We start from the raw sequence: 18,779 nt of genomic DNA on the forward strand, positions 1-18,779 counted from the left end.
GGGCGATTCCGCCCTTCGACGATCTGTTCTAGTCCTTCTTCTTCCGCTTCGCGTTCTCGCCGACCCGATGTCCGGCGGCAATCAACGCCGCCAGCCGCCCGGGCAAGGCGGCCGATATCTCCGGCCGCCGGTCCCGGTCCTTCTTCCAGGCCTTCTTGTCCTTCTTCCGCATGCCGCAGCCGAGGCACCAGCCGGTGTCCTCGTCGTATTGGCAGATGTCGATGCACGGGCTTCGCATCGCGGCGATATGGGGTGCACGCAACTAGTCGCCCAGCCGGAAGGCATCCGCGATGCGCTCAACGCTGCCATCGGCGGCGACCAGGATGACGTCGAAGCGCATTCCCGCCGTGCCATGGCCGGGGTGCCTCGCCAGCCAGATCTCCGCCGCCGCCAGCAGCCGCACGCGCTGCCGTGCACCCAGGGCGAAGGCGGCGTCCCGGAAGGAGGGGCGCGCCTTCACCTCGATGAAGGCGAGCAGCCCGCCCTGCTCGGCCACCAGATCGATCTCCCCGGCCGGAGTCCGGGCGCGGCGCGCCAGCACTGCCCAGCCCTGGCCCTCCAGCCAGGTCGCGGCAATCGCCTCGGCATCCAGGCCGCGGGCGCTGGCGATGCTGCCGCGCCGACGGCGGGCGGGTTTCGGATCGGCCCCGATCATGCGATGACGATGCCGGAACAGCCGGAGATCCGCCATGCGCCGTCTGCTTGTGCTGCTGCTGTTGCTCGCTTTGCCGGCACAGGCGCAGACATTGGCGGAGCGGCATATGGTGGCGGCCGCCCATCCATTGGCCGCGGAGGCGGGCCTCGCGATGCTGCGCGAGGGCGGCAGCGCCATCGATGCCGCCATCGCCGTGCAGATGGTGCTGACCCTGGTCGAGCCGCAGGCGAGCGGCATTGGCGGCGGCTCCCTGATCCTGCACTGGGATTCCAGCACGCGGCGCCTCGCCGCCTATGACGGGCGGGAAGCGGCACCAGCCGCGGCGACCGGCGCCCTGTTTCTCCGCAACGGGGAGCCGATGGGTTTCGCGGATGCCGTGGTCGGCGGCCGCGCCGTCGGCGTGCCCGGCACCGTCGCGGTGCTGGAGGCCGCGCATCGCGCGCATGGCCGCCTGCCCTGGGCCCGCCTCTTCGAGCCCGCGATCCGGCTTTCCGAGGAGGGCTTCCCGATCTCGCCCCGCCTGGCACAGGAGCTGGCGCGCGACGGCACCCGGCTGCGCGAGGATCCGGCCGCCCGCGCCTATTTCTTCGACCCCGGCGGCCAGCCCTGGCCGGCCGGACACCGGCTGCGCAACCCGGCCCTGGCCGCGACGCTGCGCGCCATCGCCGCCCAGGGTGCCGCGGCGCTGCATCGCGGCGCCATCGCCGCCGAGATCGCCGGCATCGTGCGCGGCCACCCGACCAATCCCGGCCTGATGACCATCGACGACCTCGCCGCCTATCAGCCGCGGGTGCGCGAGCCGGTCTGCGCGCCCTACCGCCGCCGCCGCGTCTGCGGCTTTCCTCCGCCTTCCTCCGGCGGCATCGCGGTCGCACAGATCCTCGGGCTGCTCGCGCATTTCAACCTGCCACAGCTCCCTTCCGGCGGCCTCGACGCCGCGCACCTCCTGACCGAAGCCGGGCGCCTCGCCTTCGCCGACCGCAACACCTATGCCGCGGATCCCGACCAGGTTTCGGTACCGACGCGTGGTCTGGTCGACGGAGCCTATCTGACCGCGCGCGCCCAGCTCATCGACCCGCTGCGCGCCATGGCCGCACCGCGTGCCGGCAACCCACCCTGGCGCGAGACGCGCTTCGCACCGCAAGATCCGCAGCCGGAATACGGCACCAGCCACCTCTCGATCATCGACGGCAATGGCAATGCCGTTTCCATGACCACCACGATCGAGGCGGTGTTCGGTGCCCAGGTCATGGTGCGTGGCTTCCTGCTCAACAACGAGCTGACCGATTTCAGCTTCCGGCCCGAGATCAATGGCCGGCCGGTCGCCAACGCCGTCGCCCCCGGCAAGCGCCCCCGCTCCTCCATGTCGCCCAGCATGGTCTTCGATGAGGACGGCCAACTCGCCTTCATCGCCGGCTCCCCCGGCGGCGCCCGTATCATCGGCTATGTCGCGCAGACCCTGGTCGGCATGCTGGACTGGGGCCTCTCCCCCCAGGCCGCGATCGACCAGCCTCACGTCCTGACCCTCGGCAGCACCGTGGAGCTCGAAGCCGATACCCCCGCCGCCGCCCTGGCACCGGCCTTGGAAGCCCTGGGCCACCGCGTCCAGGTCCGACCCCTCACCTCCGGCCTGCAAGCCATCCGCATCCGCCGCGACGGCAGCGCCGTGGTGATCGATGGCGGCGCCGACCGCCGGCGGGAGGGTGTGGCGATCGGGGATTGAGGTGCATCCTCGGAGAGGGCTCTGCCCTCTCCGAACCTCACCCGCCAGGAGGCTGGAGCCTCCTGGACCTGCTTCACTTGGTGCCCTGATTGCCAAGGGGGCCGCCCACTTCGGGGCGGCCCCCTTGGCAATCAGGGCGTCAAAATGATCGGGGTGCAGGGGCCCTAGGCTCCTGCCGGATGGGGTCTGGGGAAGGCAGAGCCTTCCCCAGGTGCACCCTCACCCCGCCCGCCCTTCCTGCACCGCGTGGCAGGCGACCATCGTCGCCTCCGCGGCGAGCAGCTCGGGGCGTTCGCGGCGGCAGCGGTCATTGGCGAGTGGGCAGCGGGGGTGGAAGGCGCAGCCGGGCGGTGGGGTGATCGGGCTGGGCACTTCGCCGCCGACCGGGATGCGGGTGCGGCCGGTCATCTCGAGGTCGGGGATCGCTTCCATCAATGCGCGCGTATAGGGGTGGCGTGGGATGGTGAAGAGCGTCTCGGCGGGGGCGAGCTCCACCAGGCGGCCGAGATACATGACGCCGATGCGGTCGCTCACCTGGCGGACGACGGCGAGGTTGTGGCTGATGAAGAGGTAGGTCAGCCCGAGCCGCCGCTGCAGGTCCTTCATCAGGTTGAGGATCTGCGCCTGCACCGAGACATCGAGCGCGGAGGTGGGCTCGTCGCAGACCAGGAATTCGGGGTTGGAGGAGAGCGCGCGCGCGATCGAGATGCGCTGGCGCTGGCCGCCGCTGAATTCGTGCGGGAATTTCTGACCGTCCAGCGGTGACAGGCCGACCTGGGTGAGCAGCTCGGCGACCCGCGCCAGCACGGCATCGCGGCCCTGGGCGAGGCCGAAGGCGCGGATCGGCTCGGCCACGATGTCGGCGACGCGCCAGCGTGGGTTCAGGCTGGCATAAGGGTCCTGGAAGATCATCTGCAGGCGGCGCCGCTGGTCGGAGGCGGCGCGGGCCTGCTTCAGGTCCCGGCCATCGAACAGCACGTGGCCGGAGGTGGTGCCGTAGAGACCGACCATCATGCGGGCGACGGTCGATTTGCCACAGCCGCTTTCGCCGACCAGCGACAGGGTGGTGCCCTTCGGGATCGTGAAGGAGATGCCGTCGACCGCGCGCAGGATGCGCTTGCCTTCCCGCACCGCCAGGCGCTGGAGGATGGGGCGGGAGACGTCGAAATGACGGACGAGGTCCTGTGCCTCGACGAAGACGGCGGCGTCAGGCATGGGCCGGGCTCTTGTAATGCAGCCAGCAGGCAGCGTCGGTGGTGCCGGCATCCATCAGCTCCGGCCGGTCCACCGCGCAGCGGGAGAAGACCTTCGGGCAGCGGGGATGATAGGCGCAGCCCTGTGGGATGGCGGAAAGGCGCGGCATGGCGCCGTCGATCTGCGCCAGCCGCTCGACCCGCCGGTCGAGCGGCGGGATCGAGGCCATCAGGCCTGCCGTATAGGGATGCCGTGGTGCCTTCACCACGTCCCTGACAGGGCCGATCTCGGCGATGCGGCCAGCATACATGACGGCGACGCGGTCGGCGGTTTCCGCGATCACGCCCATGTCGTGGGTGACGAGCATCATCGCGGTGCCCTTCTCCCGCGCGAGGCGTTTCAGCAGCGCGATGATCTGCGCCTGGATCGAGACGTCGAGCGCGGTGGTCGGCTCATCCGCGACGATCAGCTTCGGCTCGGCGCAGAGGGCAAGCGCGATGACCACGCGCTGGCGCATGCCGCCGGAGAATTCATGCGGGTAGCTGTCCACGCGTTGCGCGGCGGCGGGGATGCCGACCAGCTCCAGCCATTCGATGGCGCGGCGCTTCGCTTCCGCCGGCCTGATCGGAAGATGCGTGAGCATCGTCTCCGCGAGCTGGTCGCCCACGGTGTAGAGCGGGTTCAGCGTGGTCAGCGGGTCCTGGAAGATGGCGCCGATCTCCCGCCCGCGGATGCGCCGCATCTGCTCGTAGCGGAGATTGTCGATGCGGCGACCTTCGAGCAGAATCTGACCGCCGGCGATGCGGCCGGGCGGTTCCAGCAATCCGATGATCGCCGCCCCGGTCATCGACTTCCCGGCGCCGGATTCGCCGACGACGCCGAGCACCTCGCCGGGCTGGATCGCGAAGGAGACGCTGTCGAGCGCTACCAGCGTGCCGCGCCGCGTCGGGAATTCGACGCGCAGGTCGCGGACTTCGAGGATCGGGTTCGGCATCAGCGCCTGCCTCGGAATAGTGCGGTCATCGCAGCTTCGGGTTCAGGGCGTCACGCAGCCAGTCGCCCAGCAGGTTGACCGAGAGGACCATCGCGACCAGCGACAGGCCTGGGAAGATCGCGATCCACCATTCGCCGCTGAACAGGAAATCGTTGCCGATACGGATGAGAGTGCCGAGCGAGGGCTGGGTCGGCGGCACGCCGACGCCGAGGAAGGAGAGCGTCGCCTCCGCCAGGATCGCGAGGCCGAGATTGAGGGTCGCGATCACCAGCACGGGGCCGAGCACGTTCGGCAGCACGTGGCTTGCCATGATGCGCAGGCTGGGTACACCGATCACCCGTGCCGCCAGCACATATTCCTTGTTGCGCTCGACCAGGGTGGAGCCGCGTACGGTGCGGGCGAATTTCGGCCATTCGCTGATGCCGATCGCGAAGACCACGACGAAGAGCGCGATCTGGTCATGCACCTCCCGCGGCACCGCGGCGCGGACCACGCCATCCACCAGCAGCGCGACCAGGATCGAGGGAAAGGTGAGCTGGATATCCGCGATCCGCATCAGCACGGAATCGACCGCGCCGCCGATATAGCCGGCGAGCAGACCGAGCGAGACGCCGAAGATCGTCGCGAAGGCGGTCGCGCAGAATCCCACCAGCAGCGAGATGCGGGCGCCGTAGAGGATGGCCGACAGCACGTCCCGCCCCTGGTCGTCGGTGCCGAGTGGATAGATCGCATCGCCCATTTCGTCCCAGGCCGGAGGCTTGAAGGCATCGCCGAGGTTGAGCGAGGCGAGGTCGAAGGGATCGTGCGGCGCGATGAATGGCGCCAGCAGCGCGCCGCCCACGCAGATCAGCGCGACGACCGCGGAGAGGATGGTGACGGGGGAGCGCTTGAAGGACCACCAGAGATCGGAATCGCGGAAGCGGGCGATGGCACCGGACATGGTTCAGTGCCCTCCGCGGCCGCGGCCCGTCCGCAGGCGTGGGTCGACGGCGTAGTAGAGAAGGTCGACGATGAGGTTGATCACGACGAAGAGGCAGGCGATCAGCAGCAGATAGGCCGCCATCACCGGGATGTCGGCGGAGCCGACGCTCTGGATGAAGAGCAGGCCCATCCCCGGCCATTGGAAGACGGTTTCGGTCACGATGGCGAAGGCGATGATGGCGCCGAGCTGCAGCCCGACCACGGTGATGACCGGCACCAGCGTGTTCTTCAGCGCATGCCCGAAATGCACGGCCCGGTTGGTCAGGCCGCGGGCGCGGGCGAACTTGATGTAGTCGGTGCGCAGGACCTCCAGCATCTCCGCCCGCACCAGCCGCATGATGAGCGTGAGCTGGAACAGGCCGAGCGTGACCGAGGGCAGGATCAGCGCCTTGATGCCGGACCAGGTCAGCAGCCCCGTGCTCCACCAGCCGATGGTCACGGTGTCGCCGCGCCCGAAGCTCGGCAGCCAGCCGAGCCAGACCGAGAAGACCAGGATCAGCAGGATGCCGATCAGGAAGGTCGGCAGGGAGACGCCGATCAGGCTGAAGGTGAGGAAGGCGCGGCTCAGCCAGGAATGGCGGTAGAGCCCGGTATAGACACCCATCGGCACGCCGATCGCCAACGCCACCGCCGCGGCGCAGAAGGCGAGCTCCAAGGTCGCCGGGGCACGTTCGGCGATCAGGTCGGCGACCGGCCGCGACAGGCGGTAGGAGAGGCCGAACTCGCCCTGGGCGGCATGCAGCGCGAAGCGGGTGAACTGCACCCAGAAGGGCTGGTCGAGGCCGAGATCGGCGACGAGGGCGGCGCGCTGCGCCTCAGTGAAGTCCTGTCCCAGCATGATGGCGATGGGATCGCCGACATAGGCGAACATCGCGAAGCTGATCAGCGCAACGGCCAGCAGCACGGGGATGGATTGCAGGATGCGGCTGATGACGAAGGCGAACATCAGCGCGATCCCGCCATCAATTCACCCGTGCCCAACGGAAGAAGGGCTGGTTGTTCGCCATGTGCGGCATCTGGATATGCGCCCGCAGCGCCCAGGGGATCATCTGGTGATGCAGTGGGATATGCGGCACGTCGGTGCGGTAGAGGCGCAGCGCCTCGGTGACCGCGGCCTGCCGCGCCTCACCGGTCTCGGTCTTCATGCGCTGGATCAGCGCATCCATCTGCGGGTTGGAATAGCGGCCGTAGTTCCAGATGCCGTCGCCCTGGGCGCCGTTCCGCGTCGCCAGGAGCGACTGGAAGGAATAGAGCGCGTCGAGCGTCGGCACGCCCCAGCCCAGCATGTAGACGCTGGTATCTTCGCGCTGGATCTTGGCAAAGAAGGGCGCCAGCGGCATCGCGTTGAGCTGGGTGCGCACGCCGACCCGGGCCCACATCGCGGCGATCGCCTGGCAGATCTGCTCATCGTTGATGTAGCGGTTGTTGGAGCAGTCGAGCGTGATCTGGAAACCGTTCGGGTAGCCCGCCTCGGTCAGCAGCGCGCGCGCCCGGGCCTGGTCATGGGGCAGCCGCACATCCTCGGCCTGCACATAGCCGTTCACCTGCGGCGGGAACAGCGTGCCTGTCGGAACGGACTGGCCGCGCATGGTGGTGCGGTGGATCGCCTGGATGTCGACCGCGTGATACAGCGCCTGCCGCACGCGCAGGTCGCGGAACGGGTTGCGTCCGCGCACGTCGCTGTAAAGCAGCTCGTCGCGATGGGTGTCGAAGACGAGGTAGAGGCTCCGCACCTCCGGCCCTTCCAGGACGCGAATGCCCTGCGCGGCGCGCAGCCGGGTCAGGTCCTGGAGCGGCGGGTCCAGCACGAAGTCTACCTCGCCCGAGAGCAGTGCCGCGATGCGCGTGGCATCGGAGCCGATCGGGCGGAAGACGATCTCAGTGACATTCGCCTCCCGGCTATCCTCCTCCCGCCAGCCCCACCAATCGGCGTTGCGCGCCAGCACGGTGCGCACATCGGCTTCCCGCGACTGCAGGCGGAAGGCGCCGGTGCCGTTGGTGTTGCGGACGGTGAAGATCTCTTCCCGCGCACGGGTGTTCTGCGGCCGCGGCGCGTTGTTCCGCTCCGACCAGCTCCGCGACATCATGAAGATCGAGGCGAGCTTGTTCGGCAGGATCGGGTCCGGCGTCTTGGTGATGATGTCGACGACCAGCGGCTCGACCTGCTCCGCGCGCTCGATGGTGTCGACGAAGATGCCGAAATTGGAGGTGGGCGCCAGGGCGCGGGTGATGGAGAAGACGACATCGTCGGCGGTGAAGGCCTCGCCCTCATGGAAGCGCACGCCGTCCCGCAGCCAGAAGCGCCAGCGATTGGGTTCCTGCTGCTCCCAGCGGGTCGCGAGGCCTGGGGCGAGGCCGAGCTGCGGGTTGCGGGCGATCAGAGCGTCGTAGATCTGCTGCAGCACCATGGTGACGGTGCCGACATTCTGGCTGTGGGGATCCATGGTGTTGGGATCGCCGGACGCAGCCCAGCGCACCGTGCGCGCCTCGGCAGCGCCCATGCCGAACAGGGCGGCCATCGCGGCCGCCAGAGCCCACTTCCTCATCCCCGCCCCCCGTCGCCTTATCGCGATCGTCTTCATCTTAGCCCATAGCAAGCCGCCCCGGCGCGGGGGAAGCGTTTCAGCGCGGCTCCTCGACCACCTCGGGCTCGTCCACCGGCAATTGCCCGTCCAGCGACGCCTTGCGGCCCGTGGCGAATTCCAGCGCCAAGGTATAGCCGACGGCCAGCACCACGGGCCCCAGGAACAGGCCGAGGAACCCGAAGGCGAAGACGCCGCCGAGCGCGCCGATCAGGGTCAGCAGCAGCGGCAGGTCGGCGCCGCGGCTGATCATCATTGGCCGGATGACGTTGTCGATCGAGGATATGCCGAGCGCGCCATAGAGCCCCATGAAGATGCCCCAGCCCGTGGATCCCTGCACGAAGAGCCAGATCGTCGCCGGGATCCAGACGATCGGCGCCCCCACCGGCAGGATGGAGATGGCGCCGGCCACGATGCCGAGCAGCACCGGCTGCGGCACGCCCGCGATCCAGAGGCCAAGGCCGGTCATGATGCCTTGTGCGACCGCGGTCCCGATCAGCCCCCAGACCACGCCCTTGGTGACGTTGGCGACCAGCGCGATCAGCCGGACCGCGTCGGCGCCGCCGATCCGCACCACCAGCGCTTCCATGCGTTCCGCAATCGCCGGTCCGTCGCGGTAGAAGAAGAAGGCCAGCACGATGGCGACCAGCAGCTCCGCGAGCCCGGAGAGCAAGGACAGCAGGGCCGCAAGTGCCAATTGCGCCAGCGTCCCGGCATAGGGCCGCGCCAGGTCGACGACGCCCGAGAGGTCGAGCTCGACGCTGCCGATCAGCCCGGAGATATAGCCGCCGACCAGCGGCAGGCTGGTGGCCCAGGTGCCGAAATTCGGGATGCCCTCGGTGATCAGCCGCTCGATGGTGCTGCGCAGGCCTTCGATATCGTCGCGCCCGGTCGGCGCGGCCAGCACCAGCGGCAAGCCGACGAGGAGGAACTCGACGGTCACCATCACCCCGGCGGCCCAGCCGGGCGAGAACCGCAGGCGTTCCCGCAACAGGCGGCAGAGCGGCCAGGTCGTATAGGCGAGGATCGCCGCCCAGAGCAGGGCGGAGATGAAGGGCTTGAGGACGAGGAAGCATCCGATGGCCAGTGCCGCGAGTGCGACGATCCCGATCAGTCGGGCGGGTCTCAGGGCGTCGGTGGGCATCAGCCTTCCTGTGGAGATGATTTGTCACCCTTGCCCGGTGGCGTGATCGCCCGCAACGGAAAACCAATCCGGAACCCGCTCGGCGGCGCCGGCGGCAGGCCATCGGCGTCGCGATTCCCCGACGCGAGCGGATTCATGCCGCCGGGCGTTTCCGCCCCGCGGCGATCTGCTCTAGCTTCCTCCCCACCCCCGGGGGAGGAGGAGAGACCATGCCGCGCTTCGCTGCGAACCTGTCGATGATGTTCAATGAGCTGCCTTTTCTCGACCGTTTCGCCGCGGCACGGCAGGCGGGATTCGAGGCGGTGGAATTCCTCTTTCCCTATGAACACCCGGCCGCCGAGATCGCCGTCCGGTTGAAGGACCATGGCCTCGCCCAGGTGCTGTTCAACGCGCCCCCCGGCGACTGGGGCCGCGGCGAGCGCGGCATTGCCGCCCTGCCCGGCCGCCAGGCGGAGTTCCGCGATGCCATTCACCGCGCGCTGGACTACGCCGCCGCCCTCTCCTGCCCGCGGCTGCATGTGATGGCCGGCCTGGCGCCGCAGGGGGTGGCGCGCGACACCCTGACCGGGACCTATGCCGCGAACCTCGCCTGGGCCGCCGAGGAATGCGCGAAGGCCGGCGTGAAGCCGGTGATCGAGCCGATCAACCATCGCGACATCCCCGGCTTCTTCCTCAACACCACCGACCAGGCGGCGGCGATCATCAACGCCATCGGGCCGGAACGCCTCGGCATGCAGTTCGACCTCTACCACTGCCAGATCACCGAGGGCGATGTCGTGAAGCGGGTCGAGAAGCACCTGCCGCTGATCGCGCATATGCAGGTCGCCGACAATCCCGGCCGCAACGAGCCCGGCACCGGCGAGGTGAACTGGCCCTTCGTGTTCCGGACGATCGATGCGCTTGGCTTCCGCGGCTGGATCGGCTGCGAGTATCGCCCGGCCGGCGACACGGTGGCCGGTCTCGGCTGGTTCGCGCCCTACAAGGGGTAGACATCGGCATGCAGCGCTTTGCCCTCGACCCTGTGCGGGATCTGCTGCTGATCGTCGATCCGCAGCCGACCTTCATGGAGCTCTGCCCGGACGAATTGCCGGTGCCAGGGGCGGAAGCGGTGATCCCTGTCGTCAACCGCATCCTGGCCGGCCCGATCGCGCGCGCCGTCGTCACCCAGGATTGGCACGACCCGGCGCATCTGAGCTTCGCGTCCCAGCATCCGGGCAAGCGCCCCTATGAGGAGGTGGCACTGCCTTACGGCGCCCAGACGCTGTGGCCGGATCACGGCGTGCGGGCGACGCCGGGCGCTGCCGTGCATCCGGCACTCGATCAAGCCAAGGTCGTGCTGGTGCTGCGCAAGGGCTATCGGCGCAGCATCGACAGCTACAGCGGCTTCCGCGAGAACGATCGCGCGACCGGCACCGGCCTCGCGGAATGGCTGCGCGCGGTGGGCGTCACGCGGCTCTTCATCACCGGCATCACCCGCCCCTATTGCATCGACTATTCGGCCGCCGATGCGGCGGAGCTCGGCTTCGACACCTTCGTGGTCGAGGATGCCTGCAGCCGCCTCGGCGCCGATGCGGCGCTGGACGAAAGCCGCCGGCGCCTCGAATCGCTCGGCGTCCGCTTCATCGGAAGCGCGGCGCTGCTGCCCACCTGATCTATCCATCAACCCAAGGACAACGCGATATGAAGATCGGATTCATCGGCCTCGGCATCATGGGCCGCCCCATGGCGGGCCACCTGCGCACCGCCGGCCATGAGATCATCGTGCCCGAGCGCAAGTCGCTGACCGCCGAGGACCGCGCCGGCGTGACCGCCGTGGCGGATGCGGCAGCAGTCGCGGCGGCCGCGGAGGTGGTCATCCTGATGGTGCCCGACACCCCCGATGTCGAAGCGGTGCTGTTCGGTGCCAAGGGCGTCGCGGAGGGGCTGAAGCCGGGCACGCTGGTGATCGACATGTCCTCGATCAGCCCGACCGCGACCAAGGGCTTCGCCGAGAAGATCAAGGCGAAGGGCGGCGACTACCTCGACGCGCCGGTCTCCGGCGGCGAGGTCGGCGCCAAGCAGGCGAGCCTGACCATCATGGTGGGCGGCAGCTCCGCCGCCTTCGAGCGCGCCAAGCCGCTTTTCGAGCTCATGGGGAAGAACATCACCCTGGTGGGTGAGGAGAACGGCGCCGGCCAGACCTGCAAGGTCGCCAACCAGATCATCGTGGCGCTCACTATCGAGGCGGTGGCCGAAGGCCTGGTCTTCGCTGCCAAGGCAGGTGCGGATCCGGCCAAGGTGCGACAGGCGCTCATGGGCGGGCTGGCGACGTCCCGAATCCTCGAAGTCCATGGCGAGCGGATGATCAAGCGGACCTTCGCGCCAGGCTTCCGAATCCGGCTGCATCAGAAGGATCTCAACCTGGCGTTGCAATCCGGACGCGAACTCGGGCTGGCATTGCCCGCCACCGCCAATGCCCAGCAACTCTTTTCCGCCTGTGCCGCGGCGGGTGGGGCGGATTGGGACCATTCGGCGATGGTGAAAGCGCTGGAGACTCTGGCGGCGCATAAGGTCGCGCCCGACGCGTGACCCAATCCGAGACATTATAAACATTCCGTTGCATCGTGGCTCAAATTCACGCAAATTTACGGAGAAGGGACTGGTCCTTAGACCCGTCTCGGCGCAATCAACGCGCTGACGGGGAGTCGTTGCCCGTCGGGACCCGAGGATGAGCATGAAGTTTGCGGACATCGGCCAGCAGCTAAGGAGCTACCGGCTGGAATCGGGGCTGCGGGCCGAGGAGATCGCGGCCCGCCTCGGCGTGTCGCGTGCCGCGCTCTATCGGTACGAGAAGGGCGAGGTCATCAAGCTCGACACCATCCGGCGTCTGGCGGAGCTCCTCAAGATCTCGCCGCTGTCGCTGCTTGGGATCGGTGTCGAATATTTCGCCCGGCCGGCCGGTTTTCAGGAACGGCTGCGCCAGGCGGAAGAGCAGGCCGACCAGATCATGGTCCTGGGCGGCGCGCTCTGCCTGCAGGTCGCGACGGACGGGCTCGAGGGCGCGATCGCCGAAGCCTGGGCGGAGATGGCGGAGGCCGGCGGCGAACGTGCCCAGGCCCGCGCCGCTGCCGACCAGCTCCTGGGGCTGATCCAGGCGCGGCGGCGGCTGCACGCGCAGCGCCGCCCCACATTGACCGTGCTGCTGGGCGAAGGGGCGCTGCGGCGCCTGCTGGCGGAAGGTCTTTGCGGCGGGCACCGTCTGTCGGAGCGCGTTTCGCTCCGGTGCCGCCACGCGGCCCGCATGGAGGTCGAGCAGCTCGCCAACCTGATGGAGAGCGGCCCGATCGGCGTGCAGGTCGGGCTGATCGCCGGCCCCGAGCCTTCCTCGCCCTTCCTGCTGCTGCGCGGGCGGGAGCGGTCGCATGTGGTGACCGGCCCCTTCTCACCCGATGCCGCCCCTCCGGGCGGCACCGGCGTCGCGATGATCACGGCCGGCGAGGACGCGGTCTCCATCCATCAGAGGGTGACCGAGAGCACTTGGCGCGATTCACTGAAGGGCCCCGCGGCAGCCGAGCGGCTGCGCGCGATCCTGCGCGAGACGCCGCTCTGACACTTACTCTCTGAGATTCTTGCGGGCCTCGACCACGCTGTCGTCTTCCGGCACGCGGTGAATGGAGAAGCCGAGCGCCCGCACGAAGCCGAGCATCGGCTGGTTGTCGGTTAGCACCTGGCCCGCCGCATGGCGCATGCCCTGGCTGCGCCCCCAGTCGAGGATGCGCGCCATCAGCCGCCGCGCCAGTCCCTGGCCTTTCATCGGCGGTACGACGGCAACCGAGAATTCGCCGCTCTCGCCGCCCGGTTCCCGGATCAGCCGTGCGACGCCGAGGATGCGGTCATGCCGACCGGCCTCCCGACGCACGGCGGCGAAGGCCATCTCGCGGTCATAGTCGATCTGGGTCAGGCGCGCGGTCATCGCGGGCGGCAATTCCTTCAGTGCCGAGAAGAAGCGGAACCGCACATCCTCGGGCGCCAGCTCGCGGAACATCTCGCCGAGCGCCGTCGCATCCTCCGGCCGGATCGGGCGGATCAGCAGCGGGCCGCCATCCTTCGCGTTCCATGTCTCCGCCAGCGCCGCCGGGTAGGGAGGGATCGCGAGATGCGCGCGCATGCCCTTCGGCCGCAGCACCAGCGTCGCGTCCAGCGCCAGCACGCCGTCGGCGTCCGCGACCAGCGGATTGATCGACAGCGTCGCGATCTCGGGGAAGTCCACGGCGATCTGGGACAGGCGCACAAGAGCGTCGGCGATGGCGCTGCGATTCGCCACGGGGTGGTCGCGATAGCCGTGCAGCAGCCGCGCGGCCCGGGTGCGGGCGATCAGCGCGGCGGCGAGCGCGAGATTGAGCGGCGGCAGGTCGAAGCCTTCGTCGGGATCGATGTCGGCGGCGGTGCCGCCGCGGCCGAAGCCGATCCAGGGCCCGAACATGGCGTCGTCGCCGAGGCGCAGCCGCAGCTCGTGCGCGCGCGCCGCCTGCCGCTGGACCAGGAAACCCATATGCCGTGCGCCCGGGCGATGCTCCGCGATCCGCGCCGCCATCGCCTCTGCCGCCATGCGCACCGCCTCCGGCGCCTGCAGGCCGAGCACCACGCCGCCGATCTCGGTCTTGCGCGGCAGATCGGGCGAGCGCGCCTTCAACACGACCGGGAAGCCGAGCATGGACGCCGCCACTGCCGCCTCCTCAGGACCCATGGCAGCCCGGCAGGGCACCGTCGGCAGGCCATAGGCGGCGATCACCGACAGCGCCTCATCCTCCAGCATGGCGCGGCGGCCCTCGGCGCGAAGCGTCGCGATGATACGGCGTACCGTCGCACGGTCGGGCGCGAGGTCCAGCACGTCGGCCGGTGGCAACTCGGCGGCGGCGGCGCGGGCCGCGCGGTCGGCGGCGAGGTGCAACGCGCCGCGCACCGCGGCTTCCGGCGTCGGGAAGACCGCGACGCCTGCCTCGGCGAGTGCAGCGCGCTGGGCGCGTCCGGTCGCCTCCCCGGCCCAGCCGACGAGCACCGGTGCGCCGCGCGTGGCGCGGGCGGCGGCGATCAGCGTGTCGCGCACGGTCTCCGGCCGCTCGTCCGGCACCGGGGCGTGCAGCGCGATCACGGTGTCGACCGCCGGCAGCGCCGCCAGCATCGCCGCCGCTTCGCCCAGATGGGTGCCGGCGAGCGGGCCGAGGTTGATCGGGTTGCGGCCGCTGCTGCGGGGCGGCAGCGATATAGCCAGTGCCGCCAGCGATTCGGGTGAGAACTGTGCCAGTCGTCCGCCACCGGCGATCACCGCATCGGCGGCGAGCTGCCCGAGGCCGGTACCGTTGGTGACAATGGCGATCCTGTCGCCCGGGGTATCGGCGGTGACGCGCGTGGACAGGCGCACGCGGGCCAGGGTCTCGGCCGCGGAGAGCATGGCCTCCAGCCCGGCGACGCGCAGCACGCCGGCGCGGCGCAGCGCCGCCTCCATCACCTGGTCGCTGATGCCGCTGGCGTCATCGAGGCGGCCGCCCGCGCGGAGCGCCACCACCGGCCGCATCCGCGCCGCGGCCCGCGCCGCCGAGACGAAGAGGCGGCGGTTCTTGATCCGCCGGAGGTCGAGCAGTACCGCACCCGTCGCGGCGTCCCGCGCCAGCCAATCGAGCACCAACGCGAAGCCGATGCCGGCATTGCCGCCGATGCCGACGACGTGGCTGAAGCCGACCGCCTCGGCCTCCGCCCAGTCCAGCACCGCCCGGGCCAGCGCCGCCGACTGGGTGACGAGCGCCAGCCGGCCGGGTCGCGGCGGGATGTGCGAGAGCGTGGCGTTGAGCCCGATCGCGGGGATGGCGATGCCGAAGCTCCCCTGCCCCAGCGCCTGGACGCCGGTCGCGGCCGAGATCGCCGCGAGGTCGGGCGCGGCGCCGGGCAGCACGGCGGCGAAACAGCCCCGCGCCGCAAGTGCCGCCATCGCCTCTGCCTGCCGCTCCGGCGGCAGGCAGAGGATGACGAGATCAGGCGCGATCGGCAGCGCCGCGATGTCGGCGGCGCGCTCGAAGCCCGCCGCCTCGATGCCGACGGCCAACAGACGACCCGCGAAGCCCCCGGCCACGAGGTTGCGTGCCAGCAGGCCCGTGATGTCGAGCGCCGGGTCGGCGATCAGGGCGACGCTTTCCGGGCGGAGCAGCGCGGCGTCGCGGAAGCCCGGGCGGCGGCTGAGCGCGAGCATGTCGGGGCTGGCCATGGCCGCAGGGTGCGACGGGGCGGGTGACGCTTTCAACCGCACACCCTTGCCGGGCCGTGCGTGACCGGGCCCAATACAGCCGGAACAGGAGATGCCGATGGCCCAGGATCCGCGCTGGAACCCCGAAATGCTGGCCTTCCAGCAGATGATGGAGGAGCGCGGCCGCGCCTTTCCGCCGATCACGCTGAGCCTGCCGCTCGGCCCCGGTCGTGCGATCACGGAAGCGTTGAACACGCCGCTCGCGGAAGGTGGGCCGGTGATGGCGGAAAGCGCCGATCGCTGGCTGATGGTCCGCGGGCGGCGGCTGCAATGCCGCCTGCATCGGCCGGTGGAGGGCCAGGCGCTGCCGCTTCTCGTCTATCTGCATGGCGGTGGCTGGGTCTGGAGCAGCATCGACACCCATGACCGGCTGATGCGGAGCTACGCTGCCGGCGCCGGCTGCGCGGTGATCGGCCCGGATTACGCGCTGTCGCCGGAGGCGCGCTTTCCGCAGGCGCTGGAGGAATGCGCCGAGGTGGTGCGGCAGGTGGCCCGCAATGCCGCGTCCTGGGGCTTCGATCCCGCGCGCATCGTGGTGGGCGGGGACAGCGCCGGCGGCAACCTGGCCGCCGCCGTCGCGCTGCTGCTGCGGGAGACCGACCCGGACATCCGCTTGGCGGGGCTGCTGATCCACTACGGCGTGCTGGACAGCGCGACCGACACGCCGGGCTACCGCGAATTCGCCGAGGGCTACACCCTGACCCAGGCAAAGATGCGGTTCTATTGGGACTGCTACTGCCCGGACGCATCGCTGCGGGTCAGCCCCTTCGCCGCACCGTTGCGCGCCGATCTCAGCGGGTTGCCGCCGGTTCTGGTGCATATCGCCGAGCTCGACGTGCTCGCGGGCGAGAACCACGCCTTCATCGCGAAGCTGCGGGAGGCCGGCGTGCCGGTGGCCAGCCGGGTCTTCCCGGGTACGATCCATGGCTTCCTCCGCGCGCTGGGCCATGTGCCGGCCGCGGATGCCGCGGTCGCGGATGCGGCGGCCTGGCTGCGGGAACGCTTCGGCTGAGCTATCCGGGCCGGCAGAGGCGAAAGACACCCTATCGCGCGCCGGCAGCCCGGCCCGGGCGGCCGTTCTCCCGGCGACGGCTGACCTTCCACATGGCCTGGATATCAGCTGCGCTCGGCCTGCTGCTGATCATCTTCAACCTCGACGGCCCTTGGCGCTTTCCATCGCTGGATCGGCTGAGTTCGATCCTGCCGGGTGGCGTCATCGGGACGCCGGCACGCGATGCTGCTAGCGGCCCCTGGCGGCGCTTCCACGCCATCGACGGCGACACGCTCGACGGGCCAGGCGGACGCTACCGGCTGCATGGCATCGATGCACCCGAGACGGCGCAGCAATGCCAGGCCGCCGGCGGCAGCTACGCCTGCGGCGAACAGGCGCGCACCGAGCTTGCTCGCCTCGTCGCCGGGCAGGAGCTCTCCTGTGACCAGCTCGACCGGGATGCCTATGGCCGCTCGGTCGTCCGTTGCCGCCGGCGCGATGGTCTCGACATCGGCGCGGAGATGGTCGAGCGCGGCTGGGCGATGGCCTATCGCCGCTACGGCACCGACTACGTGGCGCAGGAGGAGCGGGCGCGCGGTGCCCGTCGCGGGATCTGGCGCGGCAGCTTCACGGAGCCCTCGACTTGGCGAAGGGCGAACCCCTGAGGTTGCCTATACGCTGCGCCGCACCAGGGCGCAGCCGGCCGCCATGCTTCCATCGCTGCTTCAGCGCGGCGCGGTCGGCCCGGTCAGGAAACGCGCCACGGCTGCCCGATCGCCTGCCTCGCGCAGCCCATTCTCGCCCATCCAGAGACCGGGGAACATCGCGTCGGGATCAGAGAGGAAGCGTTCCAGCAGCGCGCTGTCCCAGGTCCGGCCTTCCGCACGAGCCGCTTCCAGTGCCGGCGAGTAGCCGAACGCCTGATCGCCGCCGACCCGCCGTCCCGCGAGCCCAGCGAGGTTCGGTCCCGGTCCCGGCGGCGCGCCCGCCTCCATCGCGTGGCAGGAGGCGCAACGCGCTTCGAACACCGCCCGCCCCTCCTGCCCCATTGCCAGCCCGGGCAGCAGGACGAGCAGCGCCGCCGCAGCCCTCACAGCCCGTACTGGATCCGCACGATCCGGTCGGTGCCGCTCTCCCCGCCCCAGGCCTCGCCCGCGATGCCGTCCATCTGACGCACATTCGCGCCCGGCCGGTCCGAGGGGAAGGACAGGAAGCTCTGATCCGCCGGATCGAAGCGGACAATGGCGTTGGCCGGAAAATCCGTGAGCCACACCTTGTCGGAGGGATCGACCCAGACCGAATAGCAGCGCGGCCGGTCCCCGGGCAGGCGCCAGGCGCGCCAGGACCCGTCGCGCGGATCATGCATGGAGACGTTGCCGCTGTTCCATTCGCTGATCCAAAGCCGGCCCTGGCTGTCCGACCAGACACGGCGCGCGCCCTGGTTCGGCGTCGGCGGCTCCACGATGCGGACCCGGGCGCTGCCGAGATCCTCGATCTGCGCCAGGTGGTTGCCGGCGAGCGAGACATACCAGATCGTCCCCTGCGGGGTCCGGGTGATGCCGTAAGGGCCGCGGCCGCGCGGCGCCTCCCACACCTCCAGCTGCTCGCTCGCCGGGGTGAAGCGGCCATAGACGCCGTTCTGGCCGGTGAACCAGTAGGTGCCTCGCGGATCGAAGACGCCGGTGTTGAGATTGGCGTTCGCGAAGGCATCCGGCAGCCGCCAGACCTGCACGCGACGGTCGCGTGGATCGACCCGGACGATGGCGTTCTGGCCGCCATCGGTCACCCAGAGCCCGCCATCCGGCCCGCGGATCACGCCATGCGGGGCGGAGCCGCTGCCTAGGCGCACGGGCGTCACCGTCCCGTCGCGCGGGTCGAGCCGGTTCAGGGTGCCGTTGCGCTGGCCGCAGAACCAGAAGCTCCCATCGCCGGCCGCGGTGACGTCGCGGGAGCCGACGCGGCCGCTGCCCGGCGTCGTCGCATCGAAATAGGTCACGCGGTAGCCGGGCGGCGCTGCCGCCTGGGCTTCGGCCCGCGGCGCGCGCAGCAGGGCGGGCGCGGCGAGCGTGGCGGCGCTGAGTGCCAGAAGATCGCGACGTTGCATGAGCTTCTCCCCGGTCTTGATTTAGGCTTGTTGCGGAAGGAAGTGCGGTGCCGCCGCATCCGCCGCAAGGGGCAGGTCAGCCTTCCGCCCTCACGAGTCAGGGCGGACCTTGCCTTGCCGGCACCTGGCGACGC

Annotated in this window: 19 protein-coding genes; 7 read left to right on the plus strand and 12 right to left on the minus strand. The window is 70.2% G+C overall.

What is annotated here, in order from left to right:
• Positions 1 to 28: 28 nt before the first annotated feature.
• Positions 29 to 262 (minus strand): DUF1289 domain-containing protein, encoded by a 234-nt coding sequence (locus GXW71_RS03495; RefSeq protein ID WP_211851002.1) that lies wholly within the window; start codon positions 260 to 262, stop codon positions 29 to 31.
• A complete protein-coding gene (locus GXW71_RS03500) occupies positions 263 to 691 on the minus strand; it encodes a YraN family protein (protein ID WP_246526240.1) in 429 nt (142 codons plus the stop codon).
• Between GXW71_RS03500 and ggt the strand changes: the two genes are divergently transcribed.
• Positions 690 to 2,378 carry a gamma-glutamyltransferase gene (gene ggt / locus GXW71_RS03505; protein ID WP_211851003.1) on the plus strand — a complete coding sequence of 563 codons (1,689 nt, stop codon included), beginning with the start codon at positions 690 to 692 and terminating at the stop codon, positions 2,376 to 2,378. The genes GXW71_RS03500 and ggt overlap by 2 nt on opposite strands.
• Positions 2,379 to 2,597: 219 nt before the next feature.
• Here ggt and GXW71_RS03510 read toward each other — a convergent pair whose 3' ends face one another.
• The 7 genes from GXW71_RS03510 to GXW71_RS03540 form a co-directional block, all read right to left on the minus strand.
• Positions 2,598 to 3,593, minus strand: coding sequence for an ABC transporter ATP-binding protein (locus tag GXW71_RS03510; RefSeq protein ID WP_211851004.1), 996 nt, complete (start codon positions 3,591 to 3,593; stop codon positions 2,598 to 2,600).
• Positions 3,586 to 4,566 (minus strand): ABC transporter ATP-binding protein, encoded by a 981-nt coding sequence (locus GXW71_RS03515; RefSeq protein ID WP_211851005.1) that lies wholly within the window; start codon positions 4,564 to 4,566, stop codon positions 3,586 to 3,588. Before GXW71_RS03515 ends, GXW71_RS03510 begins: the two co-directional genes overlap by 8 nt.
• A 25-nt stretch (positions 4,567 to 4,591) precedes the next feature.
• Positions 4,592 to 5,506: an ABC transporter permease gene (locus GXW71_RS03520; RefSeq protein ID WP_211851006.1), complete on the minus strand. Its 915-nt coding sequence runs from the start codon at positions 5,504 to 5,506 to the stop codon at positions 4,592 to 4,594.
• A 3-nt stretch (positions 5,507 to 5,509) separates the two neighbouring features.
• Positions 5,510 to 6,493, minus strand: coding sequence for an ABC transporter permease (locus GXW71_RS03525; protein WP_211851007.1), 984 nt, complete (start codon positions 6,491 to 6,493; stop codon positions 5,510 to 5,512).
• A 16-nt stretch (positions 6,494 to 6,509) separates the two neighbouring features.
• The gene (locus GXW71_RS03530) at positions 6,510 to 8,093 is read right to left on the minus strand and encodes an ABC transporter substrate-binding protein (protein WP_211851008.1); all 1,584 of its coding nucleotides are present in this window, start codon (positions 8,091 to 8,093) and stop codon (positions 6,510 to 6,512) included.
• Between the two features lie 76 nt (positions 8,094 to 8,169).
• The gene (locus GXW71_RS03535; protein WP_211851009.1) at positions 8,170 to 9,273 is read right to left on the minus strand and encodes an AI-2E family transporter; all 1,104 of its coding nucleotides are present in this window, start codon (positions 9,271 to 9,273) and stop codon (positions 8,170 to 8,172) included.
• Positions 9,273 to 9,410: a hypothetical protein gene (locus GXW71_RS03540; protein ID WP_211851010.1), complete on the minus strand. Its 138-nt coding sequence runs from the start codon at positions 9,408 to 9,410 to the stop codon at positions 9,273 to 9,275. Before GXW71_RS03540 ends, GXW71_RS03535 begins: the two co-directional genes overlap by 1 nt.
• Before the next feature lie 72 nt (positions 9,411 to 9,482).
• Between GXW71_RS03540 and otnI the strand changes: the two genes are divergently transcribed.
• The 4 genes from otnI to GXW71_RS03560 all read left to right on the plus strand — a co-directional run bounded on the left by otnI (position 9,483) and on the right by GXW71_RS03560 (position 12,862).
• The gene (gene otnI, locus GXW71_RS03545; protein WP_211851011.1) at positions 9,483 to 10,262 is read left to right on the plus strand and encodes a 2-oxo-tetronate isomerase; all 780 of its coding nucleotides are present in this window, start codon (positions 9,483 to 9,485) and stop codon (positions 10,260 to 10,262) included.
• 8 nt (positions 10,263 to 10,270) lie between these two features.
• Positions 10,271 to 10,924, plus strand: a complete 654-nt coding sequence (locus GXW71_RS03550; protein WP_211851012.1) for an isochorismatase family protein — start codon at positions 10,271 to 10,273, stop codon at positions 10,922 to 10,924.
• 29 nt (positions 10,925 to 10,953) lie between these two features.
• Positions 10,954 to 11,841: a 2-hydroxy-3-oxopropionate reductase gene (locus tag GXW71_RS03555; RefSeq protein WP_246526241.1), complete on the plus strand. Its 888-nt coding sequence runs from the start codon at positions 10,954 to 10,956 to the stop codon at positions 11,839 to 11,841.
• A 145-nt stretch (positions 11,842 to 11,986) separates the two neighbouring features.
• Positions 11,987 to 12,862 carry a helix-turn-helix domain-containing protein gene (locus GXW71_RS03560; protein ID WP_211851013.1) on the plus strand — a complete coding sequence of 292 codons (876 nt, stop codon included), beginning with the start codon at positions 11,987 to 11,989 and terminating at the stop codon, positions 12,860 to 12,862.
• Positions 12,863 to 12,865: 3 nt separating this feature from the next.
• Here the strand turns inward: GXW71_RS03560 and GXW71_RS03565 are convergent, their stop codons facing one another.
• Positions 12,866 to 15,511: a bifunctional acetate--CoA ligase family protein/GNAT family N-acetyltransferase gene (locus GXW71_RS03565; protein WP_211851014.1), complete on the minus strand. Its 2,646-nt coding sequence runs from the start codon at positions 15,509 to 15,511 to the stop codon at positions 12,866 to 12,868.
• Between the two features lie 97 nt (positions 15,512 to 15,608).
• On the opposite strand from GXW71_RS03565, the gene GXW71_RS03570 reads away from it, so the two are divergent.
• Positions 15,609 to 16,562, plus strand: coding sequence for an alpha/beta hydrolase (locus tag GXW71_RS03570; protein WP_211851015.1), 954 nt, complete (start codon positions 15,609 to 15,611; stop codon positions 16,560 to 16,562).
• A gap of 92 nt (positions 16,563 to 16,654) precedes the next feature.
• A complete protein-coding gene (locus tag GXW71_RS03575; protein WP_211851016.1) occupies positions 16,655 to 17,206 on the plus strand; it encodes a thermonuclease family protein in 552 nt (183 codons plus the stop codon).
• Positions 17,207 to 17,266: 60 nt separating this feature from the next.
• On the opposite strand, the gene GXW71_RS03580 is transcribed toward GXW71_RS03575, so the two are convergent.
• Together GXW71_RS03580 and GXW71_RS03585 are read right to left on the minus strand one after the other, a co-directional pair.
• Positions 17,267 to 17,635 carry a c-type cytochrome gene (locus tag GXW71_RS03580; RefSeq protein ID WP_211851017.1) on the minus strand — a complete coding sequence of 123 codons (369 nt, stop codon included), beginning with the start codon at positions 17,633 to 17,635 and terminating at the stop codon, positions 17,267 to 17,269.
• Positions 17,632 to 18,645, minus strand: a complete 1,014-nt coding sequence (locus tag GXW71_RS03585; protein WP_211851018.1) for a Vgb family protein — start codon at positions 18,643 to 18,645, stop codon at positions 17,632 to 17,634. Before GXW71_RS03585 ends, GXW71_RS03580 begins: the two co-directional genes overlap by 4 nt.
• Positions 18,646 to 18,779 lie beyond the last annotated feature (134 nt).

Source organism: Plastoroseomonas hellenica (genome assembly GCF_018129085.1).
GTDB lineage: Bacteria > Pseudomonadota > Alphaproteobacteria > Acetobacterales > Acetobacteraceae > Plastoroseomonas > Plastoroseomonas hellenica.